The sequence below is a fragment of the Pseudooceanicola aquaeponti genome (assembly GCF_050897975.1).
In the GTDB taxonomy this organism is placed as follows: Bacteria; Pseudomonadota; Alphaproteobacteria; order Rhodobacterales; family Rhodobacteraceae; genus Pseudooceanicola.
The window spans coordinates 30,671-50,199 of the sequence record NZ_JBPAXY010000004.1 but is presented as its reverse complement, the minus strand read 5'-3'; the positions used below and the strand labels follow the sequence as shown (position 1 = coordinate 50,199).

At 69.2% G+C, this 19,529-nt stretch carries 13 protein-coding genes and 1 tRNA gene; 5 read left to right on the top strand and 9 right to left on the bottom strand.

All coding sequences use genetic code 11. From position 1 onward, the window contains the following. Positions 1–86 precede the first annotated feature (86 nt). The 6 genes from ACRARE_RS09980 to ACRARE_RS09955 all read right to left on the bottom strand — a co-directional run bounded on the left by ACRARE_RS09980 (position 87) and on the right by ACRARE_RS09955 (position 11,671). Complete coding sequence (locus ACRARE_RS09980) at positions 87–3,188, bottom strand: efflux RND transporter permease subunit (protein ID WP_432656289.1); 3,102 nt, start codon at positions 3,186–3,188, stop codon at positions 87–89. A 6-nt stretch (positions 3,189–3,194) separates the two neighbouring features. After that, positions 3,195–4,433, bottom strand: a complete 1,239-nt coding sequence (locus ACRARE_RS09975) for an efflux RND transporter periplasmic adaptor subunit (protein WP_432656288.1) — start codon at positions 4,431–4,433, stop codon at positions 3,195–3,197. A 197-nt stretch (positions 4,434–4,630) separates the two neighbouring features. Further along, the gene (locus tag ACRARE_RS09970; protein ID WP_432656287.1) at positions 4,631–6,133 is read right to left on the bottom strand and encodes a xylulokinase; all 1,503 of its coding nucleotides are present in this window, start codon (positions 6,131–6,133) and stop codon (positions 4,631–4,633) included. Between the two features lie 197 nt (positions 6,134–6,330). Beyond that, the gene (locus ACRARE_RS09965; protein WP_432656286.1) at positions 6,331–8,055 is read right to left on the bottom strand and encodes an OFA family MFS transporter; all 1,725 of its coding nucleotides are present in this window, start codon (positions 8,053–8,055) and stop codon (positions 6,331–6,333) included. A 277-nt stretch (positions 8,056–8,332) separates the two neighbouring features. Beyond that, on the bottom strand, positions 8,333–10,261 hold the full coding sequence (locus ACRARE_RS09960; RefSeq protein WP_432656764.1) for a sensor histidine kinase: 1,929 nt from the start codon (positions 10,259–10,261) through the stop codon (positions 8,333–8,335). Positions 10,262–10,294: 33 nt separating this feature from the next. Next, on the bottom strand, positions 10,295–11,671 hold the full coding sequence (locus ACRARE_RS09955) for a sigma-54-dependent transcriptional regulator (protein WP_432656285.1): 1,377 nt from the start codon (positions 11,669–11,671) through the stop codon (positions 10,295–10,297). 405 nt (positions 11,672–12,076) lie between these two features. On the opposite strand from ACRARE_RS09955, the gene ACRARE_RS09950 reads away from it, so the two are divergent. The 3 genes from ACRARE_RS09950 to ACRARE_RS09940 all read left to right on the top strand — a co-directional run bounded on the left by ACRARE_RS09950 (position 12,077) and on the right by ACRARE_RS09940 (position 14,421). Next, positions 12,077–12,153, top strand: a tRNA-Met gene (locus ACRARE_RS09950). Between the two features lie 136 nt (positions 12,154–12,289). Next, complete coding sequence (locus tag ACRARE_RS09945) at positions 12,290–12,763, top strand: Lrp/AsnC family transcriptional regulator (RefSeq protein WP_432656284.1); 474 nt, start codon at positions 12,290–12,292, stop codon at positions 12,761–12,763. Between the two features lie 161 nt (positions 12,764–12,924). Next, complete coding sequence (locus tag ACRARE_RS09940) at positions 12,925–14,421, top strand: NAD-dependent succinate-semialdehyde dehydrogenase (RefSeq protein WP_432656283.1); 1,497 nt, start codon at positions 12,925–12,927, stop codon at positions 14,419–14,421. Between the two features lie 67 nt (positions 14,422–14,488). Here ACRARE_RS09940 and ACRARE_RS09935 read toward each other — a convergent pair whose 3' ends face one another. Further along, positions 14,489–15,370 (bottom strand): dihydrodipicolinate synthase family protein, encoded by an 882-nt coding sequence (locus ACRARE_RS09935; RefSeq protein WP_432656282.1) that lies wholly within the window; start codon positions 15,368–15,370, stop codon positions 14,489–14,491. Then, positions 15,367–16,350: a 4-hydroxythreonine-4-phosphate dehydrogenase PdxA gene (gene pdxA, locus ACRARE_RS09930; protein ID WP_432656281.1), complete on the bottom strand. Its 984-nt coding sequence runs from the start codon at positions 16,348–16,350 to the stop codon at positions 15,367–15,369. The genes ACRARE_RS09935 and pdxA overlap by 4 nt, the downstream gene beginning before the upstream one ends. Positions 16,351–16,520: 170 nt before the next feature. Between pdxA and ACRARE_RS09925 the strand changes: the two genes are divergently transcribed. Both ACRARE_RS09925 and ACRARE_RS09920 read left to right on the top strand, forming a co-directional pair. Further along, entirely contained in the window at positions 16,521–17,570 is a 1,050-nt protein-coding gene (locus tag ACRARE_RS09925; protein WP_432656280.1) for a four-carbon acid sugar kinase family protein, read from the top strand. A 20-nt stretch (positions 17,571–17,590) separates the two neighbouring features. Then, positions 17,591–18,334, top strand: a complete 744-nt coding sequence (locus ACRARE_RS09920) for a FadR/GntR family transcriptional regulator (RefSeq protein WP_432656279.1) — start codon at positions 17,591–17,593, stop codon at positions 18,332–18,334. Between the two features lie 68 nt (positions 18,335–18,402). Here the strand turns inward: ACRARE_RS09920 and ACRARE_RS09915 are convergent, their stop codons facing one another. Then, positions 18,403–19,527, bottom strand: a complete 1,125-nt coding sequence (locus ACRARE_RS09915; RefSeq protein WP_432656278.1) for an iron-containing alcohol dehydrogenase — start codon at positions 19,525–19,527, stop codon at positions 18,403–18,405. Positions 19,528–19,529 lie beyond the last annotated feature (2 nt).

Sequence of the window (19,529 nt, the reverse complement as noted above, 5' to 3'; positions counted from 1 at the left end):
CTGGCCAGGGCCGCTGGCGCCACGCGCAGACAGAAAAGGCCGGGATGATGCGAACCACCCCGGCCTTTCTCTTGCTTGCGCTCCGCTCAGGAGGCGCGGCGCACCCGCTTGTCGGTCACCTTGCGCACGATGACGTAGAAGCTGGGCACCACGAAGACGCCCAGGAAGGTGGCCGCGGCCATACCCCCCAGCACACCCACACCGATGGCGTTCTGCGCTGCCGCCCCCGCGCCCGAGGCAATGGCCAGCGGCACCACACCCAGCATGAAGGCGAAAGAGGTCATCAGGATCGGCCGCAGGCGCAGCTTGGCGGCCTCGACCGTGGCCTCGATCAGGCCCCGGCCCTTCTCTTCCAGATCCTTGGCGAACTCGACAATCAGGATGGCGTTCTTCGCCGCCAGGCCGATGGTCGTCAGGATGCCCACCTTGAAGTAGACGTCATTGGACCCGCCCGTGACCCAGGCCGCCAGCAGCGCGCCCAGCACGCCCACGGGCACCGCCAGCATCACCGAGAAGGGCACCGACCAGCTTTCGTACAGCGCGGCCAGAGACAGGAAGACCACCAGCACCGACAGGGCGTAGAGGAAGGGCGCCTGGTTGCCCGACTGCTGTTCCTGGAAGCTAAGGCCGGTCCAGGCCACGCCGTAGCCGCCGGGGATCTGGGCCACCAGTTCCTCCATGGCGTCCATCGCCGCGCCAGAGCTGACATCCGCCCCCGGCGCGCCCGAGATCGACATCGCCTGCGTGCCACCATAACGCGCCAGCGAGGGCGAGGCGGCGACCCATTCGGTTTCCATGAAGGCCGAGAAGGGCACCGCCTCGCCACCCGCGTTCACTGCATACCACTTCTCGATGTCCTCGGGCTGCATCCGGTATTGCGCGTCGGCCTGCACGATGACCGGGCGCAGGTTGCCGTTCATGTTGAAATCGTTGACCGAAGCCCCGGAAAAGATCGTCGACAGCATCGCATTGACCGAGGTCAGCGAGACGCCCAGGCTTTCCGCCTTCTGCTGGTCGATGTTGATCCGCAGCACCGCCTCGTCGTCATTGCCCTGGATGCGCAGGTTCTGCGCCCGGGGGTCGGCGTTGACCATGTCCTCCAGCGTCGAGGCCGCCTGGCGCAGCCCCTCGGTGCCATTGCCCGCCTGGTCGACCAGGTACATCTCGAAGCCCGAGGTATTGCCCAGCCCCGGGATCGCGGGCGGCTGGATGAAGAAGATCCGCCCGGCGCGGTTGCCGGTGAAACGCGCATTGCCCGCCGCAACCAGGTCGGTGGCGCTCAGCCCGCCCTCGGCGCGGGCGTCGAAATCCTTCAGCTTGACGAAAAGCATCGCGCGGCTCTGGCCCGAGCCCCCGAAAGAGAAGCCCAGCGAGGTAAAGGTCGACTCCACCGTCTCGGCCTGTTCGTTCAGAAGCCAGTCCTCGACCTCGGCCACCACGGCGCGGGTCTGGGCGGTGGTCGAGCCCTCGGTCAGGTTGACGATGATCATCATCACCCCCTGATCCTCGGCCGGCAGGAAGGACGAGGGGATCTTCTGGTAAAGCGACCAGGCCGCGCCCAGGATGGCGACCATGGCCACCAGTACGATCAGCGGCGCCTTCAGCAGGCGCGCCACCGTGGCGGAATAGCCACCGACCAGCCGGTCGAAGTTGCGGTTGAACCAGCGGGCGATACCCGGCCCCTCGCCATGGGTCTGGCGCAGCATCGTGGCGCAAAGCGCGGGCGACAGGATCAGCGCCACCAGCGCCGACAGCACCATGGCGGTGATGATGGTGACCGAGAACTGCTGATAGATCACCCCGGTCGAGCCGCCCATGAAGGCCATCGGCAGGAAGACCGCCGAGAGGACCAGCGCGATGCCCACCAGGGCGCCTGTGATCTGGCCCATGCTTTTCTCCGTCGCCTCCAGCGGCGACAGCCCGTCCTCTTCCATCACCCGTTCGACGTTTTCCACCACCACGATGGCGTCATCCACCAGCAGGCCGATGGCCAGCACCATAGCGAACATGGTCAGGGTGTTGATCGTGTAGCCGAAGGCCGCCAGCACCACGAAGGTGCCCAGCAGGACCACCGGAACCGCGATGATCGGGATCAGCGTGGCGCGCCACTTTTGCAGGAAGATCAGGATCACCGCCAGCACCAGCAACACCGCCTCGATCAGCGTGTGATAGACCTTCTCGATCGACTTCTCGACAAAGGGCGAGGTGTCGTAGGCATAGCGGATATCCACCCCCTCGGGCAGCGCGGTGGACAGCCGGTCCAGCGTCGCGCGCACCGCCTCGGCGGTGTCGATGGCATTGGCCCCGGTGGCCAGGTTCACCCCGAAGCCCGCGGCATTGATGCCGTTGAAGATCGAGTTCGAGCCATAGCTTTCCTGCCCGATCTCGACCCGCGCCACGTCGCCCAGAAAGACGGCCGAGCCGTCCTCTTCGGTCTTCAGCAGGATCTGTTCGAATTCTTCGACCGTGGTCAGCTGGCTTTGGGCAGTGATGGTGGCGGTGAACTGCTGGCCCTCGGTGGTGGGCAGCTCGCCCAGCGAACCTACCGAGACGGTGGTGTTCTGCGCCTGCACGGCAGAGGTCACATTGGCGGGCGTCAGCTGGTACTGGGCCAGCGACAGCGGATCCAGCCAGATGCGCAGGGCATAGCCAGAACCGAAGGCGTTGATGCCCCCCACCCCTTCGGTCCGCTGCACCGGGCCGGTCACCTGGTTGTCCAGGATGTCGCCCAGCTGGACGGTGGAATAGCGCCCGTCGAGCGAGACCAGCGCCCCCACCATCAGGATGGAAGAGGACGAGCGCGAGACCCGCACACCGCTGTCCTGCACCCGGTCGGGCAGCTGGCTTTCAATCTGGCTGACCCGCGATTGCACCTCGTTCTGGGCATCCACCGGCTCGACGCTTTCGTCGAAGGTCAGGGTGATCGAGGCCGAGCCCTCGCGCGAGGAGGAGACCATGTAAAGCAGCCCGTCGAGGGCGGTCATCGCATCCTCAATCACCGTGGTGACAGAGTTCTGCACCGCATCGGCGGTGGCGCCGTTGTAGCTGGCCGAGATGCGCACCGTGGTGGGCGCGATCTCGGGGTATTGCGAGACGGGAAGGCGGGTGAAGGCGAAGGCGCCGGCCAGCATGGTGATGATGGCCAGCACCCAGGCGAAGATGGGGCGGTGAATGAAGAAATTGACCATGGGAGGTTACTCGCCCGCCGCCGCATCGGCGCCGGTCTCAGAGCCTGCATCCCCCGCCGGGGCCTGATCCTCGACCAGCCCCGCCGCGTTGATGGTGACCGGCACGGTGGTGACGGCGCCGCGGTCGCGCAGGTTCTGCAACCCGTCGACGATCAGCAGGTCGCCCGCCGAAACGCCCTCGGTGACGATCCAGGCGTTCTGCCAGGTGCCCTGCGCGGTCAGGGTGACCTGGCGCGCGGTCTCGCCCTCGGCGATGAAGGCGGTCAACGATCCGTCGGACCCGCGCGAGGTGGCGCGCTGCGGCACCAGGATGGCCTGGGTCTCGCCCAGGGTGATGGTCACGCGCAGGAACTGGCCGGGCAGGATCACCCGCTCGGGGTTGTCGAACTCGATACGGAAATCCACGGTGCCGGTGGTGGTCGAAACCTCGCTGCGCGGGCTGACCATGCGGCCCATGCCTTCGTAGGTGTCGCCGGTTTCCAGCACCAGGCCGATGTCCAGATCGCCCGCGCGGGTCAGCGTGCCCTCGTCCAGCCGCTTGCGCACCCGCAGCATCCGGGCCGAGCTTTCCTGCACGTCGACATAGATCGGGTCCATCGTCGTCACCGTGGTCAGCGCCTGGGACTGGTTGGCGGTCACCAGCGCCCCTTCGGACACCTGCGCCAGATCGACGATCCCCGCGATCGGGCTGCGGATCTCGGTGCGTTCGATGTTCAGACGGGCCGATTTCAGGCTGGCCTCGGCGGCGGCGACGCTGGCCTCGGCAGAGGCCAGGCTGGCGCGCGCCTGATCCAGGTCGGACCGGGTCGAGCCGACCCCTTCCAGCCGCTCGTAACGGTCGACCTGGGCCTGGGCGGCGCTGCGGGTGGCCTCTGCACTGGCCAGCTGCGCCTCTGCGGCGGCCAGGGCCACGTCATAGGTATCGGTTTCCAGACGGAACAGCAGATCCCCCGCCTCGACCCGGGTCCCCGCGCGGTAAGAGATCTCTTCCACCAGCCCCTCGACCCGGGGGCGGATCTCGGTCTGGTCATGGGCCACGGCGCGGCCCGGCAGTACCACCTGATAGGGGGCGGCCGAAACCTCCAGCTCGATCACCCCGACCTCGGTCGGCCCACCCCCGCCGAACTGCGCCAGCGCGGGCAGGGGCAGGGCCAGAAGGCCCAGGGCCAGCAGAAGGCCGCGACGGCGCGCGGGGCGGGACGGGGACGGCAGGGGGGCACGGGGGCCAGAGGCGGGACGGGGCATATAGTCTCCGAATATTCGTTCTGGGCCGGGCGGAGGGGGCCGGGCCGGGCGACGCATAGCTGTGGTACGTTACAACTTGGCCTGTCCGTCGCAGAGAACGTGACAAAATCACTTAAAAATTTTTGTGATCCCCCCGGAACGCGGAAAACCGCGCCGCCCCGGGGCGCGCGTGCGGGCCGGTTCTGGCGCCCGCCCGGCTAGGCCCCGCCGCCCGGCGCGGCGCCGTCGCCCGGCAGGGTGCCGCGCAGTTGATCGGTGACAGCGCGGAAGCGGCGGTATTGCGCCTCGTAGGCGGCGCCGTGATCGGACATCGGCATGACCCGGTCCAGCACCGGCGGTGCGGTGCAGATTACCGGCGGCGCCACGCCGCTGACCGACAGCTGCGCCAGCCGCGCCGCGCCCAGGGCGGCGCCGAAGACCCCGGCGGCGGGCAGGCACAGGTCCAGCCTCAGCTGGGTGGCCAGGATCTCGACCCAGAGGCGCGACTGGGCGCCTGCGCCGATGACCTGCATCCGTTCCAGCCGCACCCCATTGGCGCGCAGCCGGTCGCACAGTTCGCGCAGGGCGCAGGCCACCCCTTCCAGTACCGCCTGGGCCAGGCGGGGCAAGTCGCTGTGCCCGGCCAGTCCGACAAAGGCCGCCGCCGGGGCAAGCGCGGGGGCCGCTGCGGCCCCCGGTCCCGGCAGGGGCGAGGCGAAGGGCTGGGGCGCGGGCGGCGGCAGGAACAGCTCGGCCCCCGGGCCGCGAAAGCCCTGTTGCGCCAGCCGCGTCAGATCGGTCGGATAGGATCCGGCGGCACGGCCCAGCCAGGCCAGGCTGTCGCCCGCCATCGGCACCGCCCCCATATGCAGCCAGCGCCGGGGAAGGGCATGGCGCAGGCAGCGCAGACCGGGCAGCGGCTGCGCCGGTTCGGCGCCATCGGCCACCAGCACCCAGCCGGTGCCCGACAGCGACAGCACCCCCTGCCCCGGCGCCACCAGCCCCAGCCCGGTGGCCAGGGCCGCCGTCTCGCCGCAGCCGGTGCCGAGGGTCACGGCCTGCCGCATCCCCCAGCGGCGGCGCAAGAGGTCCGACAGCCGGGCCACCGGCCGGGTGGCATCGCGCAGCGCGGGCAGCTGTGCCGCCGTCAGCTCGGCGCGGGCCAGGGCCTGGGGGCACCAGTTCCGCCCGGCGGGGTCCAGCAGGTGCCATTCACTGGCGCTGGCCGGATCGGTCACCGCCCCGGGCGCCCCCTCGGCCCGCGCCGCCCCCGCCACCCGGGCCAGGTCATCGGCCAGCCGGTGGCGCAGGTAGTCCTTCGGTGTCAGGATCAGGGCCAGCTGCGCCAGCCGCGCCGGATCCCGCGCCCGCAGCCGGGCCAGGGACGCCGCCAGGGCGCCCTCGCCCGCGGCCATCGCCGCCCCGCCCAGCGGCACGGGACACAGCACCCGGCCCTGCCCGTCCAGCAGCACCGGCCCCTCGCCATGCCCGGCCAGGCCGATCCCGCGCACCGCCGTCAGGGCCCCGGCATCCGCCTCTTGCAGGGCGTCGATCAGCGCCACGGTCGCGGCCCACCAATCGGCGGGGTCCTGTTCGTCCTGCCCCTGGGCACCGGGCACGCAGGTCAGGGGCAGGCTGTCGCGCGCCAGGCAGCGCCCGCTGTCGTCGGTCAGCAGCCCGGTGATCTCTGCCCTGTCGATGAAGATGCCAAGCCAGGACATCTCGCCATCCCCCATTCGCCCGCAACAGGCGGGCCATACGTCTGCGTAGCCCAGGGCGCCATCCGGGTAAATGCCCATCGTGCGAGCATTTACCCAACGCAGCCTCCCCCTGCCACGCAAAAGAGGCGCCCCGCAGGGCGCCCCTTGACCTTGCATCGCACCCCGGACCGTCCGGCCCGGGTGCCTCTGCCCCGCGCTTACTCGCCCGGCACCGGATCCAGGCCCGGCTCGTCATGGTGGTGATGTTCCTTCACCGGACGCATGGCGAGGTTGGCGAAGAAGGCCACCACCAGCAGCGCGGCCATGCAGTACATGGTCGTGTTGTAGAGGCTGGGCGTGGGGTCGACGGTGCCCGCGGGGGCGATCTCCATCAGACGGGCGATGGTCACGGTCTTGGCCGCCACCAGCTGATCCAGCTGCGCCAGCGGCGCGCCGAAGGCCTGGGCGAAGGCGTCGGGGTCGATCTTGCCCGCCAGGTCGTTGATCGCCTTGGTGACCGACATCTGCCGCAGCGAGGTGATGGCCAGCGGCCCCAGAACGCCCGCGGTGGACCAGGCGGTCAGCAGACGCCCGTGGATGCCGCCCACATGCATGGTGCCGAACATATCCGCCAGATAGGCCGGAATGGTGGCAAAGCCGCCGCCATACATCGAGAAGATGATCATCGTCGCGGCGTAGAAGCCGATCAGGTAGATCAGCGCCGGGTTGGTCGCCACGGCCGAGGCGAAATAGGGGATCGACAGGTACAGCACCGTGCCCAGCACGAAGAAGCACATGTAGGTCGCCTTGCGCCCGATATAGTCAGAGGTCGAAGCCCAGAAGAACCGCCCCACCATGTTGAAGACCGAGATCATCAGAACATAGGTCGAGGCGAAACCGGCGGTCACCACCAGCGGCATCACGGTGCCGAAGATTTCCGACATCATGGTCTTGGCGACGCCGATCACGCCGATCCCGGCGGTCACGTTGAAGCACAGCATGATCCACAGCTGCCAGAACTGCGGCGTCTTCAGCGCCTGGTCGATATGGACGTGGTTCTGGCTGACCATGCCCGAGGCAACGGGTTTCGGGGTAAAGCCCGCCGGTTTCCAGTTGGCCGCAGGCACGCGGTACTGGAAGGCGGCCAGGATCATCACGATGAAATAGACCACGCCCAGGGTGACGAAGGTCTGCGAGGCGCCGGTGTCGCCGGTGCCGACCGCATAGTACCCGGCCTCACCGCCCATCGAGGCGACCTGGGCCGCATTGGCCAGCACGACCTCGATCTTGCCCGTCGCCGTTTCGGCGAAGACACGGCCATTCTCGGTAACGGTGGCGATGGCGTCCTGGGTGCCCACGAAGGTGGGCAGGGTGGCGTATTTCGCCAGCAGCCAGCCCTTCACCGGGGCCGCGATCATCGCGCCGCCGCCGAAGCCCATGATGGCCATGCCGGTGGCCATGCCGCGCCGGTCCGGGAACCATCGGATCAGGGTCGACACCGGAGAGACATAGCCCAGCCCCAGGCCACAGCCCCCCAGCACCCCGTAGCCGAGGTAGATCAGCCACAGCTGATGCGAGGCGATGCCGACCGAGCCGATGAGGAAGCCGCCACCCCAGAGGAAGGCCGCCACGACGCCGACCATGCGCGGACCCACATCTTCCAGCCACTTGCCGGCAAAGGCCGCGGCCAGGCCAAGGAAGACGATGGCCACCGAGAAGATCCAGACGACCGAGCCCAGGCTCCAGTCATCGGCGGCCGGGGCCACGACGCCCAGCTGGCGGGTCAGCGCGGGGTTGAACACCGACCAGGCATAGACCGAGCCGATGCACAGATGGATGGCGATGGAGGCGGGGGGCACCCGCCAGCGGTTGTATCCCGGTTCGGCAACGATGTGTTCCTTGTACAGGAACCCCAGGGCGCCGCCTGAGCGCGCGTTCGACATGACTTTTCCTCCCGTTCTGTCCGTGTCCGGCCCGCGCCGTAGGCGGCGGGCCAAATGCGTAGGCGGCCCGGCCCGCTCCTCCGGCGGGTTTGGGACCACGGGGTGGTTTTGGCGGCAAATCCCTTGATAGGTCAAATGGAATATATATCTAGATCAATGACTTGCGAGATCATTACGGGACATAGTGACGCGCCCGCCCCCCGCCCGGCGCCGCAAGCGGGACAATCTGTCCGGGGCCGGATCGGCCCAGGGTCAGGAAGCGGACATTCTGTCCAGATCAGGCGCTTTCGGCGCGCGGCAGGAAAATTCGGAAGGAACTGCCCTGCCCCGGGGTCGAGCGCGCGGTGATGCGCCCGCCTGCCCGACTCACCAGTGTCTGGCAGATCGACAGGCCCAGCCCGGTCCCCTCGGCGCGCTTGGTGGTGAAGAACGGATCGAAGATCCGCGCCAGGATCTCGGGGGCAATACCCGTGCCGGTATCCTCCACCAGCAGCTCCAGCCCCGCCTGTCCCTCTTCCGCGACCTCGGCCACCGACAGGCGCAGCACGCCGCCGCCGGGCATGGCATGGACCGCGTTCAGCACCAGGTTCACCACCACCTGTTGCAGCTCGGTCCGCGCCATCAGCACCCGCGCCTCGCTGGCCAGGTCGGTTTCCACCCTCACCCGCGCCGCGTCGCATTGATGCCGGGTCAGCACCAGGCAGTCGCGCACCACCTCGGCGGGCGAGATCACATTGGCGGCGCCGGAATATTCCTCGGGCCGGGCGAATTGCAGCAGCTTCGAGACGATGGCCCCGATGCGATAGACCTGATCGTCGATCAGGCGGAACTCGGTCTCGACCCGCGCGGCCTCGTCTTCCAGCAGGGCGCGGGCGACCTCCAGGTTGCCCTGGATGACGGCGATCGGGTTGTTGATCTCATGGGCGACCGAGGCGGTGATCTCGCCCACGGCGGCCAGCTTTTCCGACATGATCAGCCGTTCGGTGGTCTTCTCCAGCTCGGCCTTGGCACGGCGCAGATCGGCGGTGCGGGCCTCGACCTTCTGTTCCAGGCTTTCGGCCCAGTGGCGCAGCTGGCGGTCGCGTTCCTGCACCTGGTCCAGCAGGTCATCCAGATGGCCCGCCACCTGGGCGATCTCGCCGCTGTCGCCCGCCGGACCGTTGCGCGCCGACAGGTCGCCCGCCTCGACCCGGGCGATGGTGCGGGTCATCCGTTCCAGCGGGCGGAAGATGCGCCCGGCCCAGCTGAGGAAGATCGGCACCGACAGCGCGGCGATCAGCAGGAACAACGCCACCACGGTCAGGGCCGAGGTCAGCTTGGCCTGCCGAAACGGGGTTTCGAGGAAGCCCACGTAAAGCATCCCCACCCTTTCGCCGTGGCTGTCGACGATGGGTTCATAGGCCGAGATATACCAGTCGTTCACCACGAAGGCCCGGTCCAGCCAGGTCTGCCCCTCGTCCAGCACCCGCGCGCGCACCGCCGCCGAGACCCGAGTGCCCAGGGCGCGGACGTTCTCGAACAGGCGGACATTGGTCGAGATGCGCACATCGTCCAGAAACAGCGTGGCGGTGCCCTGGCTGCCCTCGGGCAGGCTTTGTTCGCGGTAGACCAGGGCGTTGATCGTGTCGATGAAGCCCAGGTTGCGGTTCAGCAGCCGCCCGCCCACCAGGGCGGCGGCGCGGCCATCGGGCAGGGTCAGGGGGGCGGCGGAATGGATGACCATGCCGCGGGTCTCCATCTCCTGTTCCGAGGGGCGCGCGGCGCGGGTCGGCACCAGACGGATCGCCGCCCGTTCGGCCAGACCCGGGGCGCGGGCCTCCAGGTCGGCGGCCTGCATGATGTCCACGGCGCTGCGGGCGCGGCCCTGAAGGGCCTGGCGCACCACCGGCCAGGCGTCATCGGTCTCGCCGGTACTGAGATAGAGGAAATCCAGATCCTGCGCCGCCCGCGCCCTTGCCAGCAGGGCCGCGCGGGCCTCGGGCGCCTCCAGCACCGCATGAAAGGCCACCGATCCCGCCAGTGCCTCCAGCCGCTCGCCCGAGTTCTCCAGCAGCCGGCCCAGGTACTGGTCGGCGATGGTCAGGTCGCCATTGACCTTGGTGATCAGGATATCGTCGATCTTGCCCGACCAGCGCAGCATGGTCGAGCCCAGCATCATCGGCAGCAGCACCAGCATGGGCAGCAGCGCGATGACCAGCAGACGCATCCGCACCGCGCGGCGAATCCCCACGGCCACGGGTCAGAGGCCCCAGGCTGCGCATTTGCGGTCGATGGTCTTGCGCGACACGCCCAGGCGCCGCGCCGCCTCGGTGCGGTTGCCGCCCACGGCATCCAGCGCGGTCAGGATCTGCCGCCGCTCGACCTCGTCCAGGGGGGCGATCTCATCCGCCACCGGCGGGTCCAGGGTTTCCAGCGGGAAGCGCCCGAAGATCAGCGAGCGTTCGATGAAATTCCGCAGCTCGCGGATATTGCCGGGCCAGTCGTGGCGCAGCATGGCCGCCCGGGTGGCGCTGTCGATGCTCAGCGGCGCCAGGCGCAGCCGCGCGCCCAGCTCCTCCAGGAACAGCTCGGCCAGTTCGATCACATCGGTTTCGCGCCGCGACAGGGGCGGCATCCGCAGCTCCAGCACGTTGATGCGGAACAGCAGATCCTCGCGGAACCGCCCCTCGGCCACTTCGCGGGCCAGATCGCGCGAGGTCGCCAGGACGAAGCGCAGGTCCAGCTGCACGGTGCGTTCGGTGCCCACGGGGCGGATCACCCCATCCTCCAGCACCCGCAACAGCGCGCTTTGCGCCGCCGGGCCCAGCCCGGCCACCTCGTCCAGAAAGACCGTGCCACCCTGGGCCGAGGCCAGCAGCCCCTCGCGCCCGCCCTGGGCGCCGGGAAAGGCGCCGGGGGCATGGCCGAACAGCTCCATCTCGATCATCTCGGCCGGGATCGCCCCGCAGGAGATCGGCACGAAGGGCCGCCCGACCCGGGCCGAGATCTGATGCAGATGGCGCGCCGCCACCTCCTTGCCGGTACCCGAGGCGCCGGTGATCAGCACCGGCGTGTCGATCCCCTTCAGCCGCTGCAAGGTCTCGCGCACCTCGTCCAGCGCCCGGGACGAACCAACCAGCTCATAGCGCCGCCGCCGCCCCGGATCGGCATTCTCCAGCTCGCGGCGCAGCAGGGTATTCTCGCGCCGCAGCGCCGCCATCTGCATGGACCGGCGCACCGCGTTCAGCAGTTGATTCGAGCGGAAGGGCTTCAGCACGAAATCCGACGCCCCCGCGCGCATCGCCTCGATCGCGGTTTCCAGATCCGCATAGGCGGTAACCATGATCGTGTCGGTAAAGCCGCCACGCTGGCGCTGCTCGGCCAGCCAGTCGATGCCGGTCTGACCGGGCATCATGTTGTCGAGGATCATCACGTCGAAATGCCGTTCCGCCAGGCAGGCCCCCGCCTGGGCGGCATCGGCGGCCTCGGCCACCTCGCGGCACCAGGGGCTTAGGGCCTTGACCAGAAAGTTGCGCATCCCCGGCTCGTCATCGACCACCAGCACCCGCGCCTCGCGCAGCGGGTCGGTCAACATGCCCCGGCCCGGCGCCTGCCCTGTCTCCTCCAGCTTCTGCATCCCCGGTCTCCTCTCCGTCCGCCACCATAGGAGAGAGGCCGGGCCGCGATCCAGCCCTTTCCGGCGGGTCAACGCCGGGCCCGCCCCGGGCGGGGCTACGCCGGGGCGCGCAGCGCCGCCGAGTCGCCCCCGCCCCTGGCCAGATGCGCGCCGCGCGGCGCCGTTTCGGCGAATTCCACCCCGCCCCCGATGCGCCCGCGCCAGCCCACGCTGGCGGAGGTCAGAAATATCCCTTTGTTTTTCCTTTTCTTTTCATGCCTTTCGGCCCGCACCCCCGCCCCCGCCCGACCGCAACAGGCGAAGTTTTACGTTTTTGTCAAAAATCCTGTCACAGCCCCTTGCACCTCCCTGGCCGAGACGATAGATCGTGCTCCACCGACGGGGCGACGCCCCAACGGAGATTGGCGCGGGGTGGAGCAGCCCGGTAGCTCGTCAGGCTCATAACCTGAAGGTCGTAGGTTCAAATCCTACCCCCGCAACCAACAAAAACGCCCCGTGGCTTCGGCCCGGGGCTTTTTTGTTTGGGTCCGGCGCAGCCCGGCCCGCCCCCGTGGACCCCGGCCCGCCCCTGCCCTAGGATGTCCGCGCAGCCCGACACCCCAGACGACGGAGACAGCCTTGAAGCTCGACCAACGGGACATCGCCATCCTGCGCATTCTGGCGCGCGAGGGGCGGATCTCGAAATCTGACCTGGCGCAGCGGGTGAACCTGTCGCCCACCCCCACCTGGGAACGGCTGCGGCGGCTGGAAGAGGCGGGGGTGATCCGGGGCTATCACGCCGATATCGACGTCAAGATGCTGGTGCCCGGCGTGCAGGTCTTCGTCACCGCCGAGCTGGAACGCCACAAGGCCGCCGATTTCGCCGCCTTCGAGGCCCTGGCCGAGGCCCGCGACGAGATCGCCGCCTGCTGGGCCCTGGGCGGCGGGTTCGATTACCTGATGCTGGTGGCGGTCAGCGACATCGACGCCTACCAACGTTTCATGGATGGGCTGCTGGAGGCCGGGGTCGGCCTGGCGCGCTATTACACCTATGTGGTGACCAAGCAGGTGAAGCGGCAGATGCCGCGCCTGCCGGACGATCTGGGCGATTAGGGCCGCCGGGGCCTGGCAGAGAAACCCTCTGTGCCGGGCGGCGCAGACAGGCGGTTCCTCTGGCCCGGCGCCTGCCTTCGGAAGGTTCCTCTGCGCCCTCGGCCTTAGGATGGGGGAAAGCCACGGGCCCCCGCAGGGCCCCTTTCCGCCGGAGGTTCCCCATGCCCGACACCCGCCACGCCCCCTATCACGCGCCGTTGCAATCGCGCCTGCGTGACCCCCGCCTGATGCGCGGCTTCTCTTACGTGAACGGGCGCTGGCAGTCGGCGGCCTCTGGCGCCAGCTTCGCGGTGCTGGACCCGGCCAGCGGCGCGCCCCTGGGCGAGGTCGCGGCGCTGTCCGCCGCCGAAAGCGCAGGGGCCGTCAGCGCAGCCGACGCCGCCTTTCCCGCCTGGGCCGCCCTCCTGCCGCAGGAGCGCGCCGCGATCCTGCGCCGCTGGTATGAGTTGATCACCGAGAACGCCGAGGACCTGGCCCTGATCATGGTGATGGAACAGGGCAAACCCCTGTCCGAGGCGCGCGGCGAGATCCGCTATGGCGCCGGGTTCGTCGAATACTACGCCGAGGCCGCCCGCCGCCCGGACGTGGAAGGGGTCACCCCGCATCTGCCGGGCGCCGAGATGAAGGTGACGCGCCAGCCTCTGGGAGTTGCCGCGCTGATCACGCCCTGGAACTTCCCCTCGGCCATGTTGACCCGCAAGGCCGCCGCCGCCCTGGCCGCCGGCTGTACCGTGGTGGCGCACCCCAGCCACGAAACCCCCTATTCCGCCCTGGCCCTGGCCGAGCTGGCTGAACGCGCGGGCCTGCCCGCCGGGGTTTTCAACGTCGTCACCGGCCAGCCCGAAGAGGTGACCGAGCCCTGGCTGGAAGATCCGCGCGTACGCGCCCTGTCCTTCACCGGCTCTACCCGGGTGGGCAAGCTGCTGTATCGCCGTTCCGCCGAGACGGTCAAACGCCTGGTGATGGAGCTGGGCGGCCATGCCCCCGCGCTGGTCTTTGCCGACAGCGACCTGGACCAGGTGATCCCCAAGATGGTGGACGCGAAATTCGCCACCTCGGGGCAGGACTGCCTGGCGGCCAACCGGATCTACGTCGAGCGCCCCATCTACGACGCCTTCTGCGCCCGTTTCGCCGAGGCGACCCAGCGACTGACCACCGGGCCGGGGATCACCGACCCCGACATCGGCCCGCTGATCAACGAAGGCGCCGTGGCCAAGCAAGAGGAACAGGTGGCCGACGCCCTGGCGCGCGGTGCCCGCCTGCTGACCGGCGGCGCGCGCGACCCGCAGGGGCCGCTGTTCTACCAGCCCACGGTGCTGGTGGACGTGCCGGAAGGGGCACAGATCCTGCGGGAGGAAACCTTCGGCCCCGTTGCCGCCATCCTGCCCTTCGACACCGAGGCCGAGGCGCTGGCGCGGGCCAATGACAGCGAATACGGGCTGGTGGCCTATCTGCACACCCGCGACGCGGGCCGCATCGCGCGGCTGACCCGGGGCCTTCAGGCGGGGATGGTGGCCGTGAACCGCACCTCGATCACCGGCGCGCCGATCCCCTTTGGCGGGGTGAAGCAATCGGGCCTGGGCCGCGAAGGCTCGCGCCACGGGATGGAGGCCTTTACCGAGCTGAAATACATCTGCGCCGACACGCTGGAGGGCTGAGCCCCGGCCAGAGACGACAAACGCCCCGGCGCGCAGGCACCGGGGCGTTTTTCTGTTCCGGGCACCCTTACAGGTCGAAGGCCGCCAGCACCTCTTCGATGGCGCGGTCGGTGGCGGGGTCGGGCAGCAGCGCGGGTTGGCGAGAGGCGCCGACGGACGGATCGCGCAGGTAGAGCGCGCGCTTCACCAGCGCGGGCGGATAGCCTAGCTTGTAGAGCGCCACGCGGAAGTCGCCGAAGGTCTTCTGCGCCGCCTCCGCGCCCGCCTCGTCGCCTGCGTTGACACAAGAGACGATGCGCGCCAGCACCTCGGGCATGACGTTGCCGAGCCCGGAAATGCAGCCCTTGGCGCCATTGCTCAGCGACCAGTGCACCAGATGATCGGGGCCGGAATAGACGTCGAAGCCGGGCACGGCCTGACCCACGGCCAGATAGGCCTCCAGCGTGTCCTGGGCGCCGCCGGAATCCTTGATGCCCGCGATATTGCCATGGGCGGCCAGGGTTTGCGCCGTGGCGGGTTCGATATGGTTCTGGGTGCGCGCCGGGATGTCGTAGAGGTAGACGGGCGTTTCCACCGCGTCCGCGACAGAGGTGAAATGCCGGATCAGCCCGTCCTGGGTGCAGGCGATGAAGAAGGGCGTGATGACGGCGATGCCATCGACGCCGATCCGGTCGAACTCGCGCGCCAGCAGGGTGGTTTCATAGGTCGCGGGCATCCCGGCATTGACGATGACCTTTGCCTGGCCGCCGACCTCGTCCACCACCTCGGCGGTCAGGCGCACCTTTTCGTCGAAGGTCAGCGCCGAGAAATCGCCATTGGTGCCCGCGCACATGATGTTGTTGCCCGCCGCCACCTGGCGGCGCACCTGGGCGCGGGTGGCGGCATAGTTGATCGTCTCGTCGTCGTTGAAACAGGTGACGAGGGCAACGTAGGCTTCCTTGTCGCTCATGCCACGGCCTCCTTCTTCGCGGTGGCCATGCGGGCGGCATAATCCAGCGCGCAGAGCATGTTGGCATGGTTCGCACGGCCGGTGCCCGCGATGTCGAAGGCGGTGCCGTGATCGACCGAGCAGCGGTCGATGGGCAGACCCAGGGACACATTGACCGCCGTGTCGAAGGCCACCAGCTTGATCGGGATATGGCCCTGGTCGTGGTACTGGGCGATCACCAGATCGAAGGCCCCCTGATAGGCGCGGTGATAGACCGTGTCGGCGGAAATCGGGCCCTGCACGTCGATCCCCTCGGCCTGGGCGGCCGCCACGGCGGGGGCGATCTGGTCGTCATCCTCGGTGCCGAACAGACCGTTCTCGCCGCAATGGGGGTTCAGCCCGGCCACGGCAATGCGCGGCGCGGGATTGCCCATGCGGATCAGGTGCCTGTGCCCGGTGCGGATGGTCTCCAGTACCCGCGCGGTGGTGGCGCGCGTGATCGCATCGCGCAGCGCCACATGGGTGGAGACATGCACCACGCTGAGACGTTCCGAGGCCAGCAGCATCCAGGACGAGGCCGAGCCGGTCAGATGCGCCAGCATCCCGGTATGCCCGTCGTAGTGGTGACCGGCGGCATTCAGCGCCTCCTTGTTGATCGGCGCGGTGACGATACAGGCCGCCTCGCCCGCCATGGCGCGCTGCACGGCGCGTTCGATGTAGCGGAAAGAGGCTTCGCCACAGGCGGGCGACAGCACGCCGAACTGCCCCGGCAGCCCCTCGACCGGTACGTGATCGACGCGAATCCCGTCGCCTTCGGCCTCTGGCGACAGGATCGGCAGGTCGATGCCCAGCACCTTCGCGGCCCGTTCCATGGTGTCGCGGTCGCCGATAACATGGGTTTCGGCGCGCAGGGCGGCATCCCGCTCGGCCACGGCGCGCAGGGTGACCTCGGCGCCGACGCCCGAGGGATCGCCCATGGTGATCACGATCTTTTCGCTCATCCTACTCCTCCGTCGGCAGCGATACCGCCTTTCTTTAACCTATGGGTAAAGAGGTATCAACACATCCAGAGGCTCCCAGGGCAGTTTCCCGGCAAGCCCCTGTGAAAAGGGGTAGAATACTTGTGCCCGCGCTGATTATATAACTTTACAACAAGTGCAGCGGAGGCCCCATGCCAGGCAAGGTATTGATCATCGCGGACGACCTGACCGGGGCGCTGGATTCCGCCGTGGGCTTTGCCGCGCCCGGGCGCCGGGTGGTGGTGGCGCGCAGCCCCGAGGCGGCAGCCGAGGCCTGGGGCGATGCCCCCGACGCGCGGCCCGATGTCCTGGCGGTGAACACCGCCAGCCGCGAGATCCCCGCGCCCGAGGCCGCCGCCCGGGTGGCCCGGGCGCTGGAAGGGCTGGATGCGGGCGATTTCGCCCTGGTGATGAAGAAGATCGACAGCCGCCTGAAGGGCAACACCGGCGCCGAGACCGCCGAACTGGCCCGTTGGGCCGGGCGTGCCCGGCAGATCGCCTGTCCGGCCATCCCGGACATGGGCCGCCGCGTCGAGGGCGGCGCCCTGCTGGGTGCGGGCGTGGCGACCCCCATTGCCGTTGCCCCCTGTTTCGACAGCCCCGTCGAGGTGCCGGACGTGGGCTGCGATGTCGACCTGGACGCGCTGGTGGCGGGCGATCCCACCAGAACCCTCTGGATCGGGGCGCGCGGCCTGTCCTTTGCCCTGGCCCGCCGCATGGGCGTGGCCGCCCCCGCCACCACCGGGCTGACCGGGCCGGTGATGATCGCCAGCGGATCGCGCGACCCGCTGACCCGGGCGCAGATCGACGCCCTGCCCCCCGCCCTGCCCCGGGTCGCGGCACCGGACGGCACCGCGCCGGACACCCCGATCACCCCCGGCCAGCCCCTGGCCCTGGCCATCACCGAGGGCGGCGGCGCCCTGCCCGGCGCCGAGGCCGCCCGCCGCTTTGCCGAAACCCTGGCCCGCACGGCCCAGGCCGCCCGCCCCGGCGCCCTGGTGATCTGCGGCGGCGAAAGCGCGCAAGCGGCACTGGACCGGCTGTCGGTAACCAGTTTACAAATCATCGCCGAGCTGCGGCCCGGCCTGCCCCTGTGTCGCATCGACACAGGCTGGGGCCCCGTCGATCTTGTCACGAAATCAGGCGGTTTCGGCGCCCCCGACCTGCTGGCCGAGATCCTGGCCGAGGCGCGGACAAGTTGAGAGGCAGAGAGGACAGAGCCATGGACCAGCAAAGCAATGCCCCGCAGGACGACGGCACCGCCCGCACCGGCCGCCCCTCGCTGTCGGAAAAGGTCTATACCTCGCTGAAGCAACGCATTTCGCGCGGCGACTATGGCGCCAACGAGAAACTGCCGGCGGAAAAGGATCTGTCGGTGCAATATGGCGTCTCGCGCCCGGTGCTGCGCGCCGCCCTGGAACAGCTGCGCGGCGACGGGTTGATCGTATCGCGCCAGGGGGCGGGCAATTTCGTGCGGGTGAAACGCGAAGCGGCGCTTGGCTTTACCCCGGTCGAGACCATCGCCGATATCCAGCGCTGCTACGAGTTTCGCCTGACGGTCGAGGTCGACGCGGCGGATCTGGCCGCGCAGCGCCGCAATCAGGCGGTGCTGGACGAGATGCTGGAGGCGCTGGATCTGCTGTCGGACGCCACCGGCTCGCGCCTGCACCGCGAGGACGCGGATTTCGCCTTTCACCTGGCCATCGCCCGGGCCAGCAACAACCAGTATTACGCCGAAACCCTGAAGGCGCTGCGCGACCACATCTATGTGGGGATGAAGATGCACGGCGACGCGCTGATGTCCGACGGGGCGGCGGCGCTGGAACAGGTGCTGGACGAGCACCGCGCCATCTACGAGGCGATCCGCGACGGCGACAGCCAGGCCGCCCGGGCGGTGATGCGCGCCCATGTCACCCATTCGCGCGAGCGGCTGTTCGGCGGCGGGATGCTCGACCTGTCGATGTGATCGCCTGAAAGCAAATGCGGCGCCCCTTTCGGGACGCCGCCTGCCGCGAACGCTACACCGTCACCCTGTCAGAACGCGTCACGGTAAAGGCCCTGAACCTCCGCCACGCTCATGTCGCGGGGGTTGTTGTCCATCAGGCGGCGGATCGCATGGGCCTCTTCGGCGAAGGTCGCCAGATCGCCCTCTGTCGCGCCATGCTGCGACAGGCGCATCTCGATCCCCAGGTCGCGGCAAAAGCCGAAGGCCGCCTCTTTCACCGCCTCGACGGAGTCCGCCGCGCCCAGGCCCAGGGCGGTCAGCACCTCTTGGGTCTTGGTGGGCGCCACCGGCTGGTTGAAGGCCAGCACATGGGGGAAGATGATCGCATTGGCCAGCCCGTGGGGCAGCGACAGACGGGTGCCCAGCGGATAGGCCAGGGCGTGCCCGGCGGCGGTGTTCACCGGGCCAAGGCAGATACCCCCGTAATAAGAGGCCAGCATCATCCCGGCCCGCGCCTCGCTGTCGCGGCCATCGGCCACGGCGCGCTTCAGGTATTTCCCCACCAGGGCCACACCCATGCGCGCGTAGCCGTCGATCAGGTCATGGGCCTTGATATTGGTGAAGGCCTCGACGCAATGGGCCATGGCATCCACCCCGGTGGCCGCGGTCACGGCGGGGGGCACGGAATAGGTCAGCTCGGGGTCCAGCACCGCCAGATCGGCGATCATATGGGGGCTTTCGACCGCCAGTTTCGACTTGGTCTCGGGGTCGGTCACCAGGGCGCGGATGCCCGCCTCGGACCCGGTGCCCGCCGTGGTGGCCACCTGGATCAGCGGCACCCGGCGACCCGTCACCTTGTTCGGCCCCACCACCTCGCGCAGGGTCTGATCGCCATCCCAAAGCACCGCCACCAGCTTGGCGATGTCGAGGACAGAGCCGCCCCCCAGCCCCACCACCAGGTCCGGACCGAAGGCGCGGGCGCGCTCCAGCACCGCCTCGAAGGCGGGCAGATCGGGTTCGGGGGGCACATCGTCGATCACCAGAACCTGGCCCGACAGGCCCAGCCTGTCGACATATTGCGCGGTCGGGCCGCTGGCGATGACCAGCGGGCGGGCGGCCTGGGCGGCGGCCTCGCCCACCCGGGCGGCGGCGCCGGTGCCGATTTCAAGCCGGCGGGGCTGATGAATGGTGATCAGGCGATCCATGGACGACATGG

Bases quoted from the DNA above. Each gene is read 5' to 3' on its own strand.
- ACRARE_RS09920 (WP_432656279.1), top strand. From the start codon at position 17,591: ATGGACCAGCAAAGCAATGCCCCGCAGGACGACGGCACCGCCCGCACC.
- ACRARE_RS09960 (WP_432656764.1), bottom strand. From the start codon at position 10,261: ATGCGTCTGCTGGTCATCGCGCTGCTGCCCATGCTGGTGCTGCTGCCG.
- ACRARE_RS09975 (WP_432656288.1), bottom strand. From the start codon at position 4,433: ATGCCCCGTCCCGCCTCTGGCCCCCGTGCCCCCCTGCCGTCCCCGTCC.
- ACRARE_RS09955 (WP_432656285.1), bottom strand. From the start codon at position 11,671: ATGCAGAAGCTGGAGGAGACAGGGCAGGCGCCGGGCCGGGGCATGTTG.
- ACRARE_RS09915 (WP_432656278.1), bottom strand. From the start codon at position 19,527: ATGTCGTCCATGGATCGCCTGATCACCATTCATCAGCCCCGCCGGCTT.
- ACRARE_RS09970 (WP_432656287.1), bottom strand. From the start codon at position 6,133: ATGTCCTGGCTTGGCATCTTCATCGACAGGGCAGAGATCACCGGGCTG.
- ACRARE_RS09925 (WP_432656280.1), top strand. From the start codon at position 16,521: ATGCCAGGCAAGGTATTGATCATCGCGGACGACCTGACCGGGGCGCTG.
- ACRARE_RS09935 (WP_432656282.1), bottom strand. From the start codon at position 15,370: ATGAGCGACAAGGAAGCCTACGTTGCCCTCGTCACCTGTTTCAACGAC.
- ACRARE_RS09980 (WP_432656289.1), bottom strand. From the start codon at position 3,188: ATGGTCAATTTCTTCATTCACCGCCCCATCTTCGCCTGGGTGCTGGCC.
- ACRARE_RS09940 (WP_432656283.1), top strand. From the start codon at position 12,925: ATGCCCGACACCCGCCACGCCCCCTATCACGCGCCGTTGCAATCGCGC.
- ACRARE_RS09965 (WP_432656286.1), bottom strand. From the start codon at position 8,055: ATGTCGAACGCGCGCTCAGGCGGCGCCCTGGGGTTCCTGTACAAGGAA.
- pdxA (WP_432656281.1), bottom strand. From the start codon at position 16,350: ATGAGCGAAAAGATCGTGATCACCATGGGCGATCCCTCGGGCGTCGGC.